The sequence below is a fragment of the Vibrio sp. ZF 223 genome, assembly GCF_003050585.1.
GTDB lineage: Bacteria > Pseudomonadota > Gammaproteobacteria > Enterobacterales > Vibrionaceae > Vibrio > Vibrio crassostreae.
Genome location: NZ_PIGB01000001.1, coordinates 643738 through 659367, shown reverse-complemented (window position 1 = coordinate 659367; position 15630 = coordinate 643738). Strand labels below are relative to the sequence as shown.

Genomic DNA, 15630 nt, shown 5'->3' with positions numbered 1-15630 from the left:
CTTTTTTATCAGCCGCCTACAAAATCGTGTGCACGATACACTACAGGCAATAGAGTGAGCTACGACTTCGAAGTGCTACTTCTTCACCGCTGTAACTGTCATAGATGTGGATATCAGGCTCCGCTTTTAGGTATCGAGCAGGGTTCTTTACTTCACGCATCTTGATGTAGTTTTTGTTCGGTGAGACTCGCTCAATTGCTTCTACTCGAAAGTAGGTGTTTGGCTTCGCGAGTATTTCTGCTTCATCTGGTTTGAACGTATACGCGTTAATGGCGCGACCTGCCGACTTGAGTTCAATTTTGAACTGAGCAGCAGAAGCACCTTCATAAACACCGGCTGAAGAAAAGTTCTTGGCGACACTTGGTAGAGTCGATGTCGATAAAAATGCTTTCTCATGCAGAATATCACCCACGTTGAGCTTATCGAGTAGTGCGTTCTTGATGGATGATCCACGATAAACCGTACCTTTGTAGTTAGGAAGTTTATTCATGACATTTCGCATATGAAAGACTCGCGACTTTAATGTGCGACCAAACATTTCAGACAAATATCCTTCTGGTTCTCCCGCCCGCATGTATTCATTGACCACGTCGTGATCCACTCGGCCATAGTTTTTGATTGCGGAATATTCTTCAGGCACCATCTTTTTTTCAGCTTTTACATGGTGCGTCGTTGCCCAATCCATCAAGTCATCCGCAATTTGTTGTTGCGCCTGATAGGAGAGTGAAAGCCCTTTAAACTCAGGAAACTCCTCACTTTGTGCCGAAAAACTTGTCATTAAAGAGAGACAAAGCACCCAAATAAATCTTTTCATTGCTTGATCCTTAGCTTATGTACAAACGAGAGAATGCCAAAATGACGCTTCTACTTCTTCGCCTGAGTAGAGGTTATATTTCTGAGTATTTTTGACGGCAGATGCCTTCACCGTTTCCACGCCGATGTAGGTATGGGTAGAGGTTCGCTCTATCTGGGTGATTCGAAAGTGTGCATTTGGCGCAAACAGAACCTCTGCTTCTTTGCTGTATTCCGAAAGCCCTGCAATGGTGTGACCCCCTTGATTGATCTTTACTTCAAACAGCACCCGCTTGAGCCTTTGTGGGGAGTTGGGATGCACTACCGAAAAGCGCTTAGTAACTTCTGGGAGAGTAGAGGTTGAAGTAAATGCTGGCTCGACCAACACGTCCCCCTCTTCGAGCTTGTTAAGCAGAGATAGTTTTACCCAAGTCCCTCGATAGGCGGTCCCTTTGTATTTTGGCAGCTTGTTGATAGCCGATTTAACCGTGCGAATGTACTGCCTCGCATCCGCCCCCGCGACACCCCATGTTGAGGTGTCAGTTGCTCTTAGGTAGTCATTAGCGGTCTGATAGCCGGAAATTGAAAAGTCTTCCACAGCTTCCTTTTCATTGGCAGTTATGAAGGAGTAGCGCCAACCATTGGAAGCCTTTGACCAGTCTTTGAAGTCTTCTGCCAGCTGGGTGACCTCTTCCTCTGAACGGTTTGGCTGTTTGATCGCATCAAACGGTTGAGAGAAGGCAGTAAAGCTCAGACAACAGAGCAGTAATAAAAGTCGAGTATTCATAGTGTCCGCCCTTTATTGGTATTGGTAGCTGTTAGGGCTTAAATCACATGGAATGCCGAAAGTGTTCTGATTGATGACGGCATACTTCAGAGCACCAAACATATTGAGTTGTTGTCGAGTGACGGCGTCGTACCATTCTGAGATAGGCGAAATCCAATACAGGTCATCATCAGCCGCAACATCAAGCAGTGCGCTCTTAAGGTATGGGTAGTAAATCATGCAGCTACGGCCCGGTTTATAGGTAAAGTTTTCGTTTGTATTGCTTAACTTATCGAGCTTTTGATTGAGTTCAGACGTTGGGTTAAAGATGGCATCGATAGAGCGCTCAATGCGCGCATCGTAGCTATCAGGGATGATGTCTGAAATCAGGTAGCGCATAAGGTGAGCAGGCAGCATCTCTGAAAACAGAGCGGTGACTTCACCTTCCCCAGAGGCGTAGTGCCCAGTAGAGATATGCTGAGAATGGATGATCGATGTATAGCGCTGGAATTGGCCCACTTGTGAATGTAGCCACTCAATACCGTTGCTGTCGGAGACACTGATCGCTTCAGCAAGACGAGTTTTTACGATCCCTTTCGCGAGTTGCAGCGTGTTGCCTTCCAGATGAGCAAGATCCAGTGAGGATGATTTCAGTGCGGAATAAATTAGTGGTGCATTTTTTTGAAGATCAATGCTACCTGGGTAAGTGAAGCTATAAAATTCGACAGCTCTCTTAGCTTGCCACTCGCTCTCTAGCGCAGCGGTAATCAAGCCACCAAGCTTTTGATAGCGCTTCGAGTGCACATAGGCGCCTTTGCCGGAGTAGTTTGCGTGCCAATTGTTGATGTAATGCAGCGACGCTTGTCGTGAAAGGTTCTCTTTTTGAAGGTAAGACAAGCTCCACCCAGCACATGCGCTACCGCCACCACATTCACCTTCAAGCATTGCGCTTGAGTCCAGTAACCAGTGATAGACCTGTTGTTTGTCGAATTCGGCTTGCTGTTTTAGACGTTGCTGCGCAGAAAAGTCCAACAGCTGTTGTTCCAACCAACGCTCCTCAGCTTCGGCATTCCAGCCATGATCAATTAGGTTACTAAGTGAATCGAAAAGCACGCGTTTTACTGCTTCTTTACTTGGCGAGGAGATCCGAGCAATCACGTTATCTTCAGATGAAATAAATGGGCGAGTTTCTGCCGGCACCCAAACGTACTCAACACACCCTCTAAAGTTTGGATCGCCTCCTAGAATGCCAATACGAACGCATTTTTCGTAACCACTTTGAAGGACGATCTCTTTGTTGCGTATTTCTTGTGTTGTTGCTGGGCGTCCTAAAATGCTGCGTGTCATCTCGTCAATGGCGCTGCGCTCTGCTTGTCCTTTGAAGAAATTATGCATGGTGTCGACCGAGCCTGAACGGAATAGTCGCTCTATGGCGATATCACCTTGTGTGAACATATCTCTTTGCAGCTTACTCATCAGCAGATTGATATGGTTATCTGCCGTTTCAATGATCTGGGTTTTGGCTGCAAGTGTGCGAGCATATAGCTGTTGAACTGCAGCTTGATCAAGCCCTTCAATTTGACCTGTTCGTAACTCATTCAGTTTGGCAATTGCTTGATCTAGCAGGTTCTGCTGACAGTGCTGAAGTTTGGCCAATGCGCGGTTCGCTTGGCGTTTTGAAGGTAGTGCTGGTGGCAGGGAATTACTCTCTTCAATATCATGATCAGGATAAAGGTCTGCCAGTACTCGAGTTTCCTCGTTACAGCTAGCGGCAATGTCTGATGCAAACAGACGAGAGTCTTTATGGTCGAGAGCCAGTTGGCTAAAGATGGCCTTGCGGAGCTCGTGGTCGACCGCGGTGATCAGCTCTTCCGCCATAATGGTCTGAGCCTTTACCACTTCTTGATAATGTTGTTGGTATTTGAGGGCAAGATCGGTGGCAAAGCCTCGTGCAACGGCGTTCAACATCGCTTGCTGATCTGAGGCGAGTTCTGCCCAATAAATTTTGTCTCTTAAATCTTGCTGGGTGACGAGATCCTCATGAACGTGATAACTGTAATGGTTACCTGCTGCAATTCTATCCCAGCGACTACTCAAAATTTGGCGGTCGATCTCTCTCGCGGGCAGCTTTAAAACGCCAAACCAATCGACGAGTCCCATTACAGTGGCAAATCGATCGTAAGAGGTACGTGATTCATCTTGGAAGCTAGTTGCGACCTCATTTGCCCAAAGTCCAACGGCAACCGCGTCGCCAATCGGTCCCAGAGCTTCTAATGCGCCTTGCGCTAGCCCCGTCGTTGAGCGGCCTAATGTGTCCATCAGTCTTGCCGCTTCTTCAGGTGCTAGCGTAACAGCTGAGGCGGGTCCTGTTTCTAGCAAGGTAGCAGTTTCAGGGAAAACATCACTGGCTTCAGAGAGAGAGGGTTTTAAGTCGACAATGTGCTCTGGTGCCGATGGAAAAAGGTTTTCAGGCGTAATACCTTCACCGAAGGCATCATAGTTTTTCTGTCGGATCTGATGAAAGCTTTCGCTGTCCAAGACGTTATATTCGTCGCCGATGTTACAGACCTGAAAGGCATTAACGTTGGATGAAATCATAGCAGTAATAAGTGCTATTTTTTTTAACTTCATAGGTTTATCCTTATTGTTAGTGAAGTTATATGCTTAATTTAGAAAGCAAAAAGCCTCTCCTTGCCGAGATGGAAAAGAGACAGCTAGAGGTTGTGTAGGGGTACTTCGAGAAATCGTTTACTCAAATCACCCGGGCAGTGAGATGAGGTTTTCGCCTTGGCGTTGTGATTAGGGGAATTGCCTCCCCCTAATCAGTTTCTATTAAATGCTGTTGAGGTTAACGGTTTAGCTTAAAGGTACTGACTGCTTGCGTGAGCTTTTCAGACAGTGCAATAAGTTCCGAAGCTTTCTCTTGGTTTGATGCCGACAAGTTGTGTGTCTCGCGGGCTTTGTCATTGACGTCAACGATACTCTGGTTGATTTCGCCTGCGACAAGGGTTTGCTCTTCAGTCGCTGTGGCTATCTGTGTATTCATGTCTTCAATGACGGTGATAGAGCTCGAGATTTCATTGAGTGAAGCCTGTGCTCGTTTCGCATTCTCCATGGTGACATTTGATGCTTCTCGGTTCATCTGCATCATATCCATAGAGCTATTGGCTTCATGCTGCAATGAAGTAATCACCTCTTGAATCTCATTGGTGCTCTGTTGAGTGCGGTTGGCTAGGTTACGAACCTCGTCAGCAACAACCGCGAAACCACGGCCTTGCTCACCAGCTCGTGCAGCTTCAATGGCAGCGTTAAGGGCAAGCAGGTTGGTTTGGTCTGCAATGTCTTTGATCACGTCCAATACGGTGCCAATACTTGAGGTTTTCTCACCTACGGTGTTGATGACGTCGGAAACTTCTTGAATCCCTTGAGAGAGGCTCACAATACTGTGATTTACAGTATCAAACGTTTGATTGCCGAACTGTGCTTCTTGCGCTGCTTGCATCGCCGCTTCTGAAGCTCGATGAGCGTTTTGTGCGACTTCATCTACAGCGACCGACATTTCGTTCATTGCCGTCGAAGTTTGCTCTAGCTGTTCCATTTGCGAGGCAGAACTGGCATTCACGCTGTCGGCTGCGTTGGTTATGCCTTCTGCAAAGGTAAACAGGTCGTTCGATGAGTTACGGATGGTCTCAATTGTGGTGCTCAGCTCATTGACCATATCGTTAACTGCAGCATTGATACCAATCGCTTTGCCCTGTTGTTGTTTGATTGCGGTAAAGTCACCAGAGGCCACTTTAGCTACGGTCGCTTCTATTTCGCTTGGCTCTCCACCGAGTGGGCGGTAAACCAAAACTTCAACAACGTAGTACACGCAACCCGCGCAAATAAGCAGTAGCGTCAAAGAGGTGATCAGAGTTTCAGTCAGGTTATCTTTTGAGTCCTGATTAACATTGGTCTCTTTATCCCACGCCCATACACTCCAACCAAGATCGTTGATTTTAGCGCCTGCTGCCAAGAACTCCGTATTCTGATAAACGTACTCGAAGCTCTCTTCTCGCGTGGTGTCTCTGTTCGCAAAAGCTGGGATCTCGTTGAAGATACTTTTCCCTATTAAAGACGGGTTTTGTGCGGCTAAGATAAAGCCATCTTCACGAGTGACGAAGATTTTATTATTTGTGGTGAGTTGCTCGGTGAATCTGGTCAGGTCTTCAACCAGGATGTTTAGAGCAGCAACGCCGACAATCTTGCCTTGTTTGTAGATAGGCGTTGCTAGAGACATTACTTGGTCACCGGTTGACGCCAGGTAAGGACGAGTAATGATTTTGTCCTCGCCACTCATTGCTTTCAAAAACCATTCACGTTGTTTGGTTTTGGCATTAAAGTTTTCGATGATGCCATTGGTTTTTGACGAGTAGGAAGTGCCATCCGCTAGAGAAAAGTAGATGTTAGTAACTTTGGTTGAGCTCATGGCACTATGGAGCGTTGTGATTGCTCGTGATGTGTCGACTTGACCACGCTCATCGAAAGACAGCTCATTGCTCACTACTTTCAAAATATCAAAGTAGCGATTAATTTTCTGTCCGATAGTATCTGCGATAAGTTGAGATTTATATCCCAACTGTTTTTTATAACTTACGGTCGACGAAGTCTCGAAATTCTTCCAGCTTAAAAAGCTTGTCGTCATGATTAACATGACTGTTAGCCCCATAATAGAAAGCATTATTTTTAGTTTAGCACTCATAACTTGTTCCAATATAAGTAGTGTTGATTATTTTTAAGATTTCTTATAATTCAGGCGAATGTCCGAACTTTAAATAATATAACACTTATAAAATTCACGTATAAGCTTGGTTTATTTGTGAATAATATACATCTAATTAATATATGCAATATTTATTAAATGCATTGATTACTTATTTATTTGGTGTATCGAGTGCTTGTTTTTATTGAACCAATATCCCAGAATTAAACTGGTCTTACTTGCTGGTTTTATTGCTTATGCCTTGGTGTGTATGGGGTTGCTTGTTGATTATTGCCCTTGATTAAAATAAGGTTATGGCATTTGTTTACTTTAAATAAATCATAAAATGAAAGTTTGTTTAATTTTATTTAAACTTTCTTACTGGTCTGAGTTGTTGATTCCCATAATAGAGAGGAGAGAATAGAGTTAATAAAGAAGTATCTAATTAAGGTTTTTCTATTTTAGCTTTTATTTAAGTTAATATGTGGGAGTGGTTTTCACTGATTGAAATAGGCGTAATATATTTGTGGTCATTATTAGGTGAAAAGAATCTCTCTATTTACACTTAAATTAACTCATTTTCGTAAAATAGTATTGGCTCTCAAGTTCCTCAGTCTCCCTAACAAAAAACGCAGCCAGTTCAGCTGCGTTTTTTTTGTTATTTTGGCAGTGAGCCATGTCATTCTTGAGTTTAGCTAGTCAGCCCTAGAGAAGATCAGGGATAAAGTTAGCGACGATAGATACATCGCTGAAGTTGCGATAGCCGCGCACCATGATGCTGAATTCACCCGCAGGTTTGTTCAATACACATTGTTCATTGCTGCTGTTCTGATATGGACGGCAGTCAAAGTTTGCTTTTGATACCACACCATTATATTTGACGTATAAGTCGGCATCGCCACTGCGAGGGCCTGTCATGGTTACGGTTAATTGCCCTGCGTTTTCCGTTGTTAGGGTAAAAAATTGCTCTTCACCGTAACCTGCGGATAGTCCTTCAACAGGGACGTCATATTGAAGTTCTGTTGGACCTGCAACAGGTGAATCCAGACTAGTTTCAACGAGATAAGCAATCGCCAATTTAGCGAACTTCGAGGCATGGGTTGCAGTTGGATCTGAGTTCTCAATCGTATCATGCTGCGTGTGGATGCTAGGGTTGTAATCGTTGAACATGCTCTCGAACGGCATAGCTGCTGGGTAGCCAACGTTGTGCCATGATGCGTGATCGGAACAGGCATAGCCACAACGGTCGAAACTGTAACTGATGTCGCTCGCGTAGGTATCAATCAACTCGCTCAGGTAAGCCGTTAGGTTGCTGTCGGTGTAGTCGGTGATGAAGGTAATATCGTGCGCTGAACCGTTGTAGTTGGTCATGTCTAATTGCAGTACCGATACAACGTTTGCTTGTTCGTCTCTTAATGTATTGGCGACATCTTGTGAGCCACGTAGCCCAACTTCTTCTGCAGCATAACCATAGAACTTAATGGTTTTGTCTGGTTGAATACCACTGGCGATCATCAGGCGAAGCGACTCTGTTACCGTTGCAATACCAGACGCATCATCATCGGCTCCCGGTGAGATGGTGCCTTCGCTTGTCCAAGATCCAACGGTCGAATCAAGGTGTCCACCAACCACGACGATCTCTTCAGGATATTTAGCGCCAAGCAGTGTCACTTCAACGGATTTCTGTGGGTATTCGGCATGCGTGATCTGGCGTGCAGACGCATACGGCACATCCTTAATTTCTGTTTCCCAACGCTCTAAAAGCCAATCTGAAGCAGCGACACCAGTAGAAGTAGTATAAAAACGGTTGGTGAAGTTGGTTAGGTTTTCAATAGTCGTGACCATGTTGTTCGGCTCGACCTGAGATAGCAGATCGTTCACCGTATCTTGATGGCTGATAACTGGCTTTTCGAAGCTGCTCATGGTCAGTGGCATAGCTGCCGCTTTGAGTGCGCTTGCTTTGTCTTCGTGCACCATGTAGCCACCACAACGGTGGGTTTCTTCGTGCATGTGGCTAGAGAGTTTCGCCAGCTCTTTCTGGTTGATTTTCGCGACGATGGAATGCTTGTTTCCAGTCACGCTTGGGTAAACTGTTGCGCCATGTTGAGTCATTATATGCTGTGCGTCAGCATCGGTGGTAATCCAGACTTCTTCGTTCGCTGGTGGTGTGATACCTAGGGATGCGTAAGTCGAAGTGCTGGTGGTTAAGGCTAAAGAGCCTCCGAGCACAGCCAAAGCTAGCATGCTTTTTTGAATAGCCATTTGTCGTCCTTTTTATAGTGAGTATTGTTGTGTTGATGGGTGTGAATTTTGTTTAGTGCGTGGATGTTTTTGTGTAGATGTTTCATTTGCTGAACAGTTAACCGCGAAAAGGGCCCCTTTCGGAGCCCTGAATTTGCTATTGATTACTGTGTTTTAATGAAACGGTAGTGCTTGGTTTCTGAACAGATATCGCTTGAGGTACACACTTGGTACTCAACATCTACTGTGCCGTTGTGACGGAACTTGTCGACGTATGAGTTAAAGTCTGTAGCACCAACATTCTTGCCATTACGCTTAATCACGAAGTAGTCATTGGTGTCGTAATCCCATGCCAGCTTAACGCGAGCCTTACCGTTCGGGTTTTTGTTACCAAACTTCAGTTTTAGCGGGAAGCCTTGTGCTGAGTCACCTTCAATCGTGATCGACTTGCTTGTCGATGTTGCAACGCCTGCATCGTCAGTCACGGTTAGAGTCACCACGTAGTCGCCAGCTTCAGCGTAGGTATAACGAGTCACTTCACCGGTTTGCGTGTTGCCATCGCCTAGGTTCCATTGGTAAGAAACGATCTGGCCATCGCTGTCCGAACTTGTGCTACGCAGCTCTACTTCTTTGCCTACGACCGTGTGTTCGAAAGAAGAGACTGGCGGTACGTTAGCATTGCCTGATTCGTACGATGCTTTCAGGTTTGCACCTGCGTAATCTGAGTAACCCAGAATGTTCACCGTGTAGCGACCAGCTGTTGGGTTTTCAATTACACATACTTCATTGGTTACGCTTTCACTCTTACAGATATTCTCTTGAGAGCTTGGCGCATAATCTAGACCGACATACATATCCGGATCACCAGTAGACACAGCAAGATCAATCGTTAGCTTGTCTTGGCCTTCTGGTACTTCGATATCGAAGTAAGTTTTTGAGCCGGTTTCACCAGCAACCGCAGCTTCAACACCGTTTTCAAGGCGTTGATATTCCGGTTCTGGCGGCAGTGGTGGCTCTGCACATGGGGTAACACCCACCAGACCGAACGCAGAAACAACGTCATCGGCATTGTAGCCAAGGTCGTTTGCTGAGTTTTTCACGCCACAAGCACCCTGCCAGAAGTCACTATTTTCCGACCAGTAAATTTGGTTAGATAACACGAAAAGCTCGAATGCTTTTTTGGTATCCCAACCTTGCGTGGTTGCAAGATGGTAGAAGGCTTTGTTAAACACACCCGAGCTGTAGTGAACATTCAAGCCATCGTAGTACTCGGATGCATTATTGATTGAAGAACCATCGCGTGATGGATCGTCCATGTAACGCAGAGCCCCGTCGCCTTTAAATATATTACGGCCGACCATCCAGTCGTTGGTACCTTTCATGTAGTATTCTGCCGCTTCACCTGCCATATCAGAGAAAGCTTCGTTCATACCACCGGATTGGTTTGCGTAAACCAATCCTGAGTTTTGCTCAGTGAAACCGTGGCTCACTTCGTGCGCTGACACATCTAGACTTACAAGTGGGTAGAAGAAGCTTTCACCATCTCCGAATGTCATTGCCTTGCCATCCCAGAATGCGTTCTCGTAGTTGTTACCGTAGTGAACACGCATCATGAGTTTGAAAGAGAGCGGCGCTGTGTCGAACCAGTTCTTATACATATCGAACACGATGTTACCGAAGTAGTGCGCATCGTTGAGTGGAGAGAAGGCTCCGTTTACTTCTTTATGTTCGTTACGAGGACATTCGTAGCTATAAGTGGTGTCGCCGTCTGTCGCGCCATTTAGGTCAACGGTAACGACATTTTCCGATTCCATCACACACTCTGTGCCGTTTTCTACCACATCAAGGTAGTGGTAGTCGGTACCGTACTCGTACATGCCTGTTTTCTCGTTACCACCAGGGCCTGTACCGATCTGTGCGTGAGCAATACCTTCCCAACGGTCGATAACTTCGCCGGTGTGTGCGTCTAGCATGGTGAATGGTCGAGTTGGCTGTTCGCTGCCTTCGACAAGATAAGAGACAACGTAGACTAGGCGTGTTTTGTCATGTCCTTGTTTTCCTGAACCTTGATAAATAAACAGTTCATGCTGGACGTTATCTAAAGATTTGCTTGTTAAGCCCTGAACCTTGAGATCTTTACTCGCAAGCTCAACGGCTTGAGAGCTGTTGATCGATGGTTTAACAAACGATCGCTCTAGGGTCGTCGTTTTAAGGTAGTTGCCTTGAACAGACTTAAGTGCGCCACCTTGTACACTTTGGGTGGCATTTAGGTAATGTCCCCATACTGGCGTTCCCCAGATGTTCTGTTGGATCTTGACTTTGTAGATGCCACGCTTTTTGAGGTTAACTTCCTTTACCATCTTAAAGCTAGAGGCGTTACTGACGCCTAACTGAGTGTTCAACCCAGAAAAGCTAGTAAAGTTGATCGGTTGATCGATGCTAACTGATTCACTTGCATGTACTGATAAAGACATCGCACTCGCTATAGCAACGGCAACTAAACGTTTTTTCATTTTCATTGTTATTTTCTCTTTCCATGTAAAATCCATGAAAACGTAACAAAATTATCACAATGAATTTACATCATTCGATCCGATTAATTAGTAGCATGGCAATGATCTCTTTTATTCATGAAACTTATATTTTTCGTATTTACAGATAGTTATCGTTTCTGTTTATTTTTGAACGCACCTATATGTTTTATTTATAAAATTATGACACTTTTATTAAGTGTTAATTTCTATTGGAAATTAAGATTCTTAAGTAAATTGATCTGTGCCTCAGTTAAGGTGTTCCGAGCTGATAGAAGTATCAACGATTTGAAAGTGTCATTTTAACCTGAAGGCTGTTAAGCGATTTTAAGGGCAGTTTTGATAAGAATTTGAAGATTTTTAGGCTTATTTTTCGAATTGTTAGTTACAAGAGGGAAGGGGGATTGGGCACTTCTTTGGCACAGAGCACAAAATCTGCTGGATGAAAAAAGCCAGCGACGGGTCACTGGCTTAGATTAACTTAGTTTGTACAGGCTACTGATTAAAGGTACGTAACGAAGACACTTAACTATGGTTTGTAACTAAAGCTAATTACTGCTTTTTACCGCCAACTTGAACGTAGTCGATACCGATAATACGGTTGATGATACCCAGAACAGAGCTCGTATCAGAGTTTGTTGAGCGAATCGTATCAACAGTTGCACCTTCAGGCACTAATTCCATTGCGCGGTCTTGAGTATTACCTGGAACTTGGAAACCGACAATGTTAAAGCTCTCAGCGTGCGCTGTGTAAACTTCATCGTTGTGGCTAATACCTGAACAACCTGCAAGAGAGACAATACCCAAAATAACTAATAACTTTTTCATGAACACACCTTAAGAATGATTGGAGTTTAGATTCAATAGGTTCATGGGAGACAGTATCTCCCGACCGATGTTGAACATTATTCCAGAGGTGTTTCGTAGTTACTGTATGGGTTTGTCAGTCGAACCATTACATAGCTGAATGGTTATGGTGAATACCGCACCCTTTAAGGTTTGGCTTTGACCTACCTCCACGGTTGCGTTGTGTTGAGCGCAGATCTTCTCGACGATAGACAATCCTAAACCATGGCCACTCTTGGCTTTGTTACGTGCTTTATCGCCTACGTAAAACGGTTCAAACAAACGAGCCTGATGCTCTTGAGTCACACCATCACCATCATCATGTACTGCAATTTTCAGTTGTTCTTGATGCGTGCTGGCTTCAATTAACACTTGAGATCGTGCGAATTTCATGGCGTTGCGTACGAGGTTATCTAGGGCGCGGTTCAGCAGTATCTCATCCGCAAGAATCTCGTATGGTTGCTCTGGCAGTGATAGGTTGATGTTGAGCTCTGTATCTTTGTTCCAACGCGTCATTGCGTGGCCAAGAAAGTCATTTATCTCGACAGGCTGCTGCAAATTTTCGAGGTCGCAGCTATCCAGCTTGGCGTAACACAATAGCTCGTCGACCATCTTCTCCATCTCTTCCGTATCTTCCACAATGCTTTCTACAGTCTCTTGCTGAGATTCGTTGAGCGGTGTGTCTTTAAGCATTTCAGCTTGCCATTGGATCCGGAATATCGGCGTGCGCAGTTCATGAGCGACCGCATTGGTGAGTGAACGATTGCTCTCAATTAACCGGTGAATGCGGTCGGCCATTAGGTTGAAAGACTTATTGAGTGAGCCGATTGCAATGCCGCTTGAGGTCTCGGCTCGCGAGGAGAGATCCCCTTCAGCAAAGGCTAGCGTCGCCGATTCAAGCTTCTTAACTCGGCGGAAGATGATAAATAGGTGGCATACGCCATACAGGATAAAGCTTGCTAAAAAGAACAACCAAATGAGGTCATCTTCCAATTCTATTTTTTGCCTAACGAACGCTTCACTGTTGGGTAGGTAATGATAGGTATTGTCACTGCTTGCTAAGCGAAACCAAAGATCACGCTCATCATCGTGGAAGATAAAGGTATTTGGGTTGGTCGAGAAGAACTCTGAAACAGGGCTTGGTATTTCATCTTTTGGATTGAACGTAATCAGTTTATTTCGAGTGGTTTCGACAAACTGGTTCATGGCTTGTTGAGCCGCTTCAAGCCCCTGATTTTTTGCGATGTTCTCTATGAGTTGCTGGTGGGCTGTGGCTTCATAATCTTGCAGAACATATTCGTAGTCAGTATTGAGCTGATAGACACAGATTTCATAGGCGATAATGCCTGCCATAAAACAAACTAACAGCCCTATTAAGGACTCCAAAAAGATACGTCGCATAATCGTTCTCTTTCATTACGCTCGTAGTGAGCGAAGTTAATGCCAGGCGGTTGAAACAAACAAGTAGCCCTTACCGCGAATGGTCTGAATTTTCTCTGCTGGTGTGTGGTCGTCGCCCAAAATCTTCCTTAGACGTACAACCTTGTTATCAATAGTTCGATCAATGCCATCATACTCAATACCGCGCAATGTTTGCGTCAAGTAGTCACGCGATAGCGGTGTGTCAGGGTTACTCGCCAATAGCCAAAGTAGGTCAAACTCGCTGTCAGTGAGTGATAAAACCGCACCTGAAAGCTCACACTTCTTATAAGTGTTTTTCAGAACGAGTTGATCAAACTGAAGGGTGTCTGAGTCATCGACTGAAGCGGTACTGGTGTCTTGGCGGCGTAACAGCGAACGAACCCTTGCCAGCAGAACTCTTGGTTTGATTGGCTTAGTGACATAGTCATCAGCCCCTGTCTCTAAACCAGCAACGTGATCAAAGTCGTCATCGCTAGCGGTGAGCATCAAGATTTTACCTTTATAGTGCGTACGCGTCTGTCGGCAGATTGTAAGTCCATCAGTTACAGGAAGCATCAAATCCAGCAGTACGATATCAGGCTGTGCGGCAAGAATGGTTTGCACGGCGTTACTGCCATCATCTAGTGTGGAGACTTCAAAGTCCTGCGTAACAAAGTAATCCTTTAGCATTCGCTGAAGTTTCAAATCGTCTTCTACGATGATCATTTTAGGTTTTGTCATTCCATTATCAGCCTTATCGTGCGTTTCATTTATCGAGATTACGTGAGGGAGTCTTTTTGAGTAGCTAGTAATTGTGGTACACCCAATTTACAGGCCTTACGTAAAATACCTAATGCGAATGATTAAACACTTTATAAGTTAGTTCAATGATGAATTGGCATTTATAGGAAAATAAAAAACATTGTTCAAATAGGTTCGACATTCTCATACATTCTCACGACAGATAAATTCAGCGCTGAATAATAGAATTTTCCAATCAAACATTTTGGGAATGACGCATGAATAACTATAGAAAAACGTTACTGGCACTGCCCTTGATTATTTTAGCTGGGTGTAATTCAAGCTCCAATTCGGGTAAATCGGCAGGTAACGCGGCGACTAAAGCACAAGTGAAACCTAAGGCGGATTACGTATTTTCGTCAGTGAAATTAGGCAAGTTGTATCAAGAACGAGAAGAGCTTCAAGAGTCAATGAAACTGACCTATGACGGTGTCCAGTATGACCAAATTCAATTTGCTGAAGATATTAGTGATAAGCAAAAAGTAGTAAGGCTTGCGAGCCGTTTAGGTCAAAGTGTTGATCTGTATTTTCCTGACGCAGGGTTTGATAGCTGCGGTATCTACACAGAGAGCAAGGGTTTGGACGTGTTTGATTGCGGCGCCCCGCTCCGCTCTGTTTCTAATGAGACCACGTTAATTCAAACAACAGCGAACAGTGCAAAAGCAGTTGAGCTTGAGTACCAAAATGAGTTGTCGCAATACGTGACGAGCTTGGGTTCGACGATTCTGAGTAACACCAAAAATGGTAATAAGGTCACCATCACCACTTCATTTGCTTTCAATGCCTTTTACCGCGATGTGCTCAACGAGACTGGGGCTGTTGATCGTATTACTTCCACTCTAGGCGCATCAACCTATTCTCAGCTTTTTGATATCGTGAAATTGTATCAAGGCAGTGAGATGACGTTGAAGTTTACCAACCATATTGGTGGAAGTGCCGACGATGATATCAATATGTACACCGGTCGCATGATCCACAATAACAAGATGACGACTATCGTAACGCCTACGGGTTCGGTGTTCTCTGGCGGCACGGACCTGTTTGCTGCAGGTAATCCACGAGTTTTGCAACGCGCTGATACCACCAAAGCTATTGAGCTGAATAAACAGGTGGGTGTGCACAGTTGGGCTGAGGGTGATAAAACGGCTAAAGAATTCCCATACACCAACGAAAGTCATCGCCAACAAGCGACCTATTTCAAAAAGGTGATGGGAGACAAAGGAATCGATTTTTATATCTTCACTTTAGATTCTGCTCCGGCTTCTGGTGAACACTGGGTGACAAAGGCCGACTCAGATAAATACGGTTTTATTACACGTATTGAGTAGCTTTGACTCGCATTAAAAATTAGGTGTGTATGTTGAAAGGTTGGTTGTGCTTTGTCATCACCAGCCTTTTTTTGTTCTGGAATTTAAGGCGGTACCGCTTGTAATGCTCATGAATTCAACGAGAAAACATGGATGTGAGTAAAAACCGCATTTATTCGCTAAGTAACAACTAATTTCTGCAGA

General features: G+C 44.7%; 10 protein-coding genes. 1 reads left to right on the top strand and 9 read right to left on the bottom strand.

The genetic code is table 11. From position 1 onward, the window contains the following. Positions 1 to 40: 40 nt before the first annotated feature. From CWO13_RS02790 to CWO13_RS02750, 9 genes are all read right to left on the bottom strand, one after another. Entirely contained in the window at positions 41 to 814 is a 774-nt protein-coding gene (locus tag CWO13_RS02790) for an ADP-ribosyltransferase (RefSeq protein WP_108082502.1), read from the bottom strand. A gap of 15 nt (positions 815 to 829) precedes the next feature. Then, positions 830 to 1579, bottom strand: coding sequence for an ADP-ribosyltransferase (locus CWO13_RS02785; RefSeq protein ID WP_102433004.1), 750 nt, complete (start codon positions 1577 to 1579; stop codon positions 830 to 832). Positions 1580 to 1591: 12 nt separating this feature from the next. Then, on the bottom strand, positions 1592 to 4189 hold the full coding sequence (locus CWO13_RS02780) for a hypothetical protein (RefSeq protein ID WP_108082501.1): 2598 nt from the start codon (positions 4187 to 4189) through the stop codon (positions 1592 to 1594). Positions 4190 to 4406: 217 nt separating this feature from the next. Further along, positions 4407 to 6299 carry a methyl-accepting chemotaxis protein gene (locus CWO13_RS02775; RefSeq protein WP_108082500.1) on the bottom strand — a complete coding sequence of 631 codons (1893 nt, stop codon included), beginning with the start codon at positions 6297 to 6299 and terminating at the stop codon, positions 4407 to 4409. 705 nt (positions 6300 to 7004) lie between these two features. Continuing rightward, positions 7005 to 8561, bottom strand: a complete 1557-nt coding sequence (locus CWO13_RS02770) for a M28 family metallopeptidase (protein ID WP_102431729.1) — start codon at positions 8559 to 8561, stop codon at positions 7005 to 7007. A gap of 143 nt (positions 8562 to 8704) precedes the next feature. After that, entirely contained in the window at positions 8705 to 11059 is a 2355-nt protein-coding gene (locus tag CWO13_RS02765) for a M4 family metallopeptidase (RefSeq protein WP_108082499.1), read from the bottom strand. Between the two features lie 564 nt (positions 11060 to 11623). After that, entirely contained in the window at positions 11624 to 11899 is a 276-nt protein-coding gene (locus CWO13_RS02760) for a hypothetical protein (RefSeq protein ID WP_048664464.1), read from the bottom strand. Between the two features lie 99 nt (positions 11900 to 11998). Further along, positions 11999 to 13318, bottom strand: coding sequence for a sensor histidine kinase (locus CWO13_RS02755; RefSeq protein WP_057622636.1), 1320 nt, complete (start codon positions 13316 to 13318; stop codon positions 11999 to 12001). A gap of 36 nt (positions 13319 to 13354) precedes the next feature. Then, a complete protein-coding gene (locus CWO13_RS02750) occupies positions 13355 to 14059 on the bottom strand; it encodes a response regulator (protein WP_108082498.1) in 705 nt (234 codons plus the stop codon). Positions 14060 to 14337: 278 nt separating this feature from the next. Between CWO13_RS02750 and CWO13_RS02745 the strand changes: the two genes are divergently transcribed. Next, a complete protein-coding gene (locus tag CWO13_RS02745) occupies positions 14338 to 15447 on the top strand; it encodes an alpha/beta hydrolase (RefSeq protein ID WP_102432483.1) in 1110 nt (369 codons plus the stop codon). Positions 15448 to 15630: the final 183 nt, after the last annotated feature.

What these genes read in the sequence shown, in the direction of transcription:
- CWO13_RS02790 (WP_108082502.1), bottom strand. Translation starts at nt 814, where the DNA reads ATGAAAAGATTTATTTGGGTGCTTTGTCTCTCTTTAATGACAAGTTTT.
- CWO13_RS02755 (WP_057622636.1), bottom strand. Translation starts at nt 13,318, where the DNA reads ATGCGACGTATCTTTTTGGAGTCCTTAATAGGGCTGTTAGTTTGTTTT.
- CWO13_RS02745 (WP_102432483.1), top strand. Translation starts at nt 14,338, where the DNA reads ATGAATAACTATAGAAAAACGTTACTGGCACTGCCCTTGATTATTTTA.
- CWO13_RS02750 (WP_108082498.1), bottom strand. Translation starts at nt 14,059, where the DNA reads ATGACAAAACCTAAAATGATCATCGTAGAAGACGATTTGAAACTTCAG.
- CWO13_RS02785 (WP_102433004.1), bottom strand. Translation starts at nt 1,579, where the DNA reads ATGAATACTCGACTTTTATTACTGCTCTGTTGTCTGAGCTTTACTGCC.
- CWO13_RS02775 (WP_108082500.1), bottom strand. Translation starts at nt 6,299, where the DNA reads ATGAGTGCTAAACTAAAAATAATGCTTTCTATTATGGGGCTAACAGTC.
- CWO13_RS02780 (WP_108082501.1), bottom strand. Translation starts at nt 4,189, where the DNA reads ATGAAGTTAAAAAAAATAGCACTTATTACTGCTATGATTTCATCCAAC.
- CWO13_RS02760 (WP_048664464.1), bottom strand. Translation starts at nt 11,899, where the DNA reads ATGAAAAAGTTATTAGTTATTTTGGGTATTGTCTCTCTTGCAGGTTGT.
- CWO13_RS02770 (WP_102431729.1), bottom strand. Translation starts at nt 8,561, where the DNA reads ATGGCTATTCAAAAAAGCATGCTAGCTTTGGCTGTGCTCGGAGGCTCT.
- CWO13_RS02765 (WP_108082499.1), bottom strand. Translation starts at nt 11,059, where the DNA reads ATGAAAATGAAAAAACGTTTAGTTGCCGTTGCTATAGCGAGTGCGATG.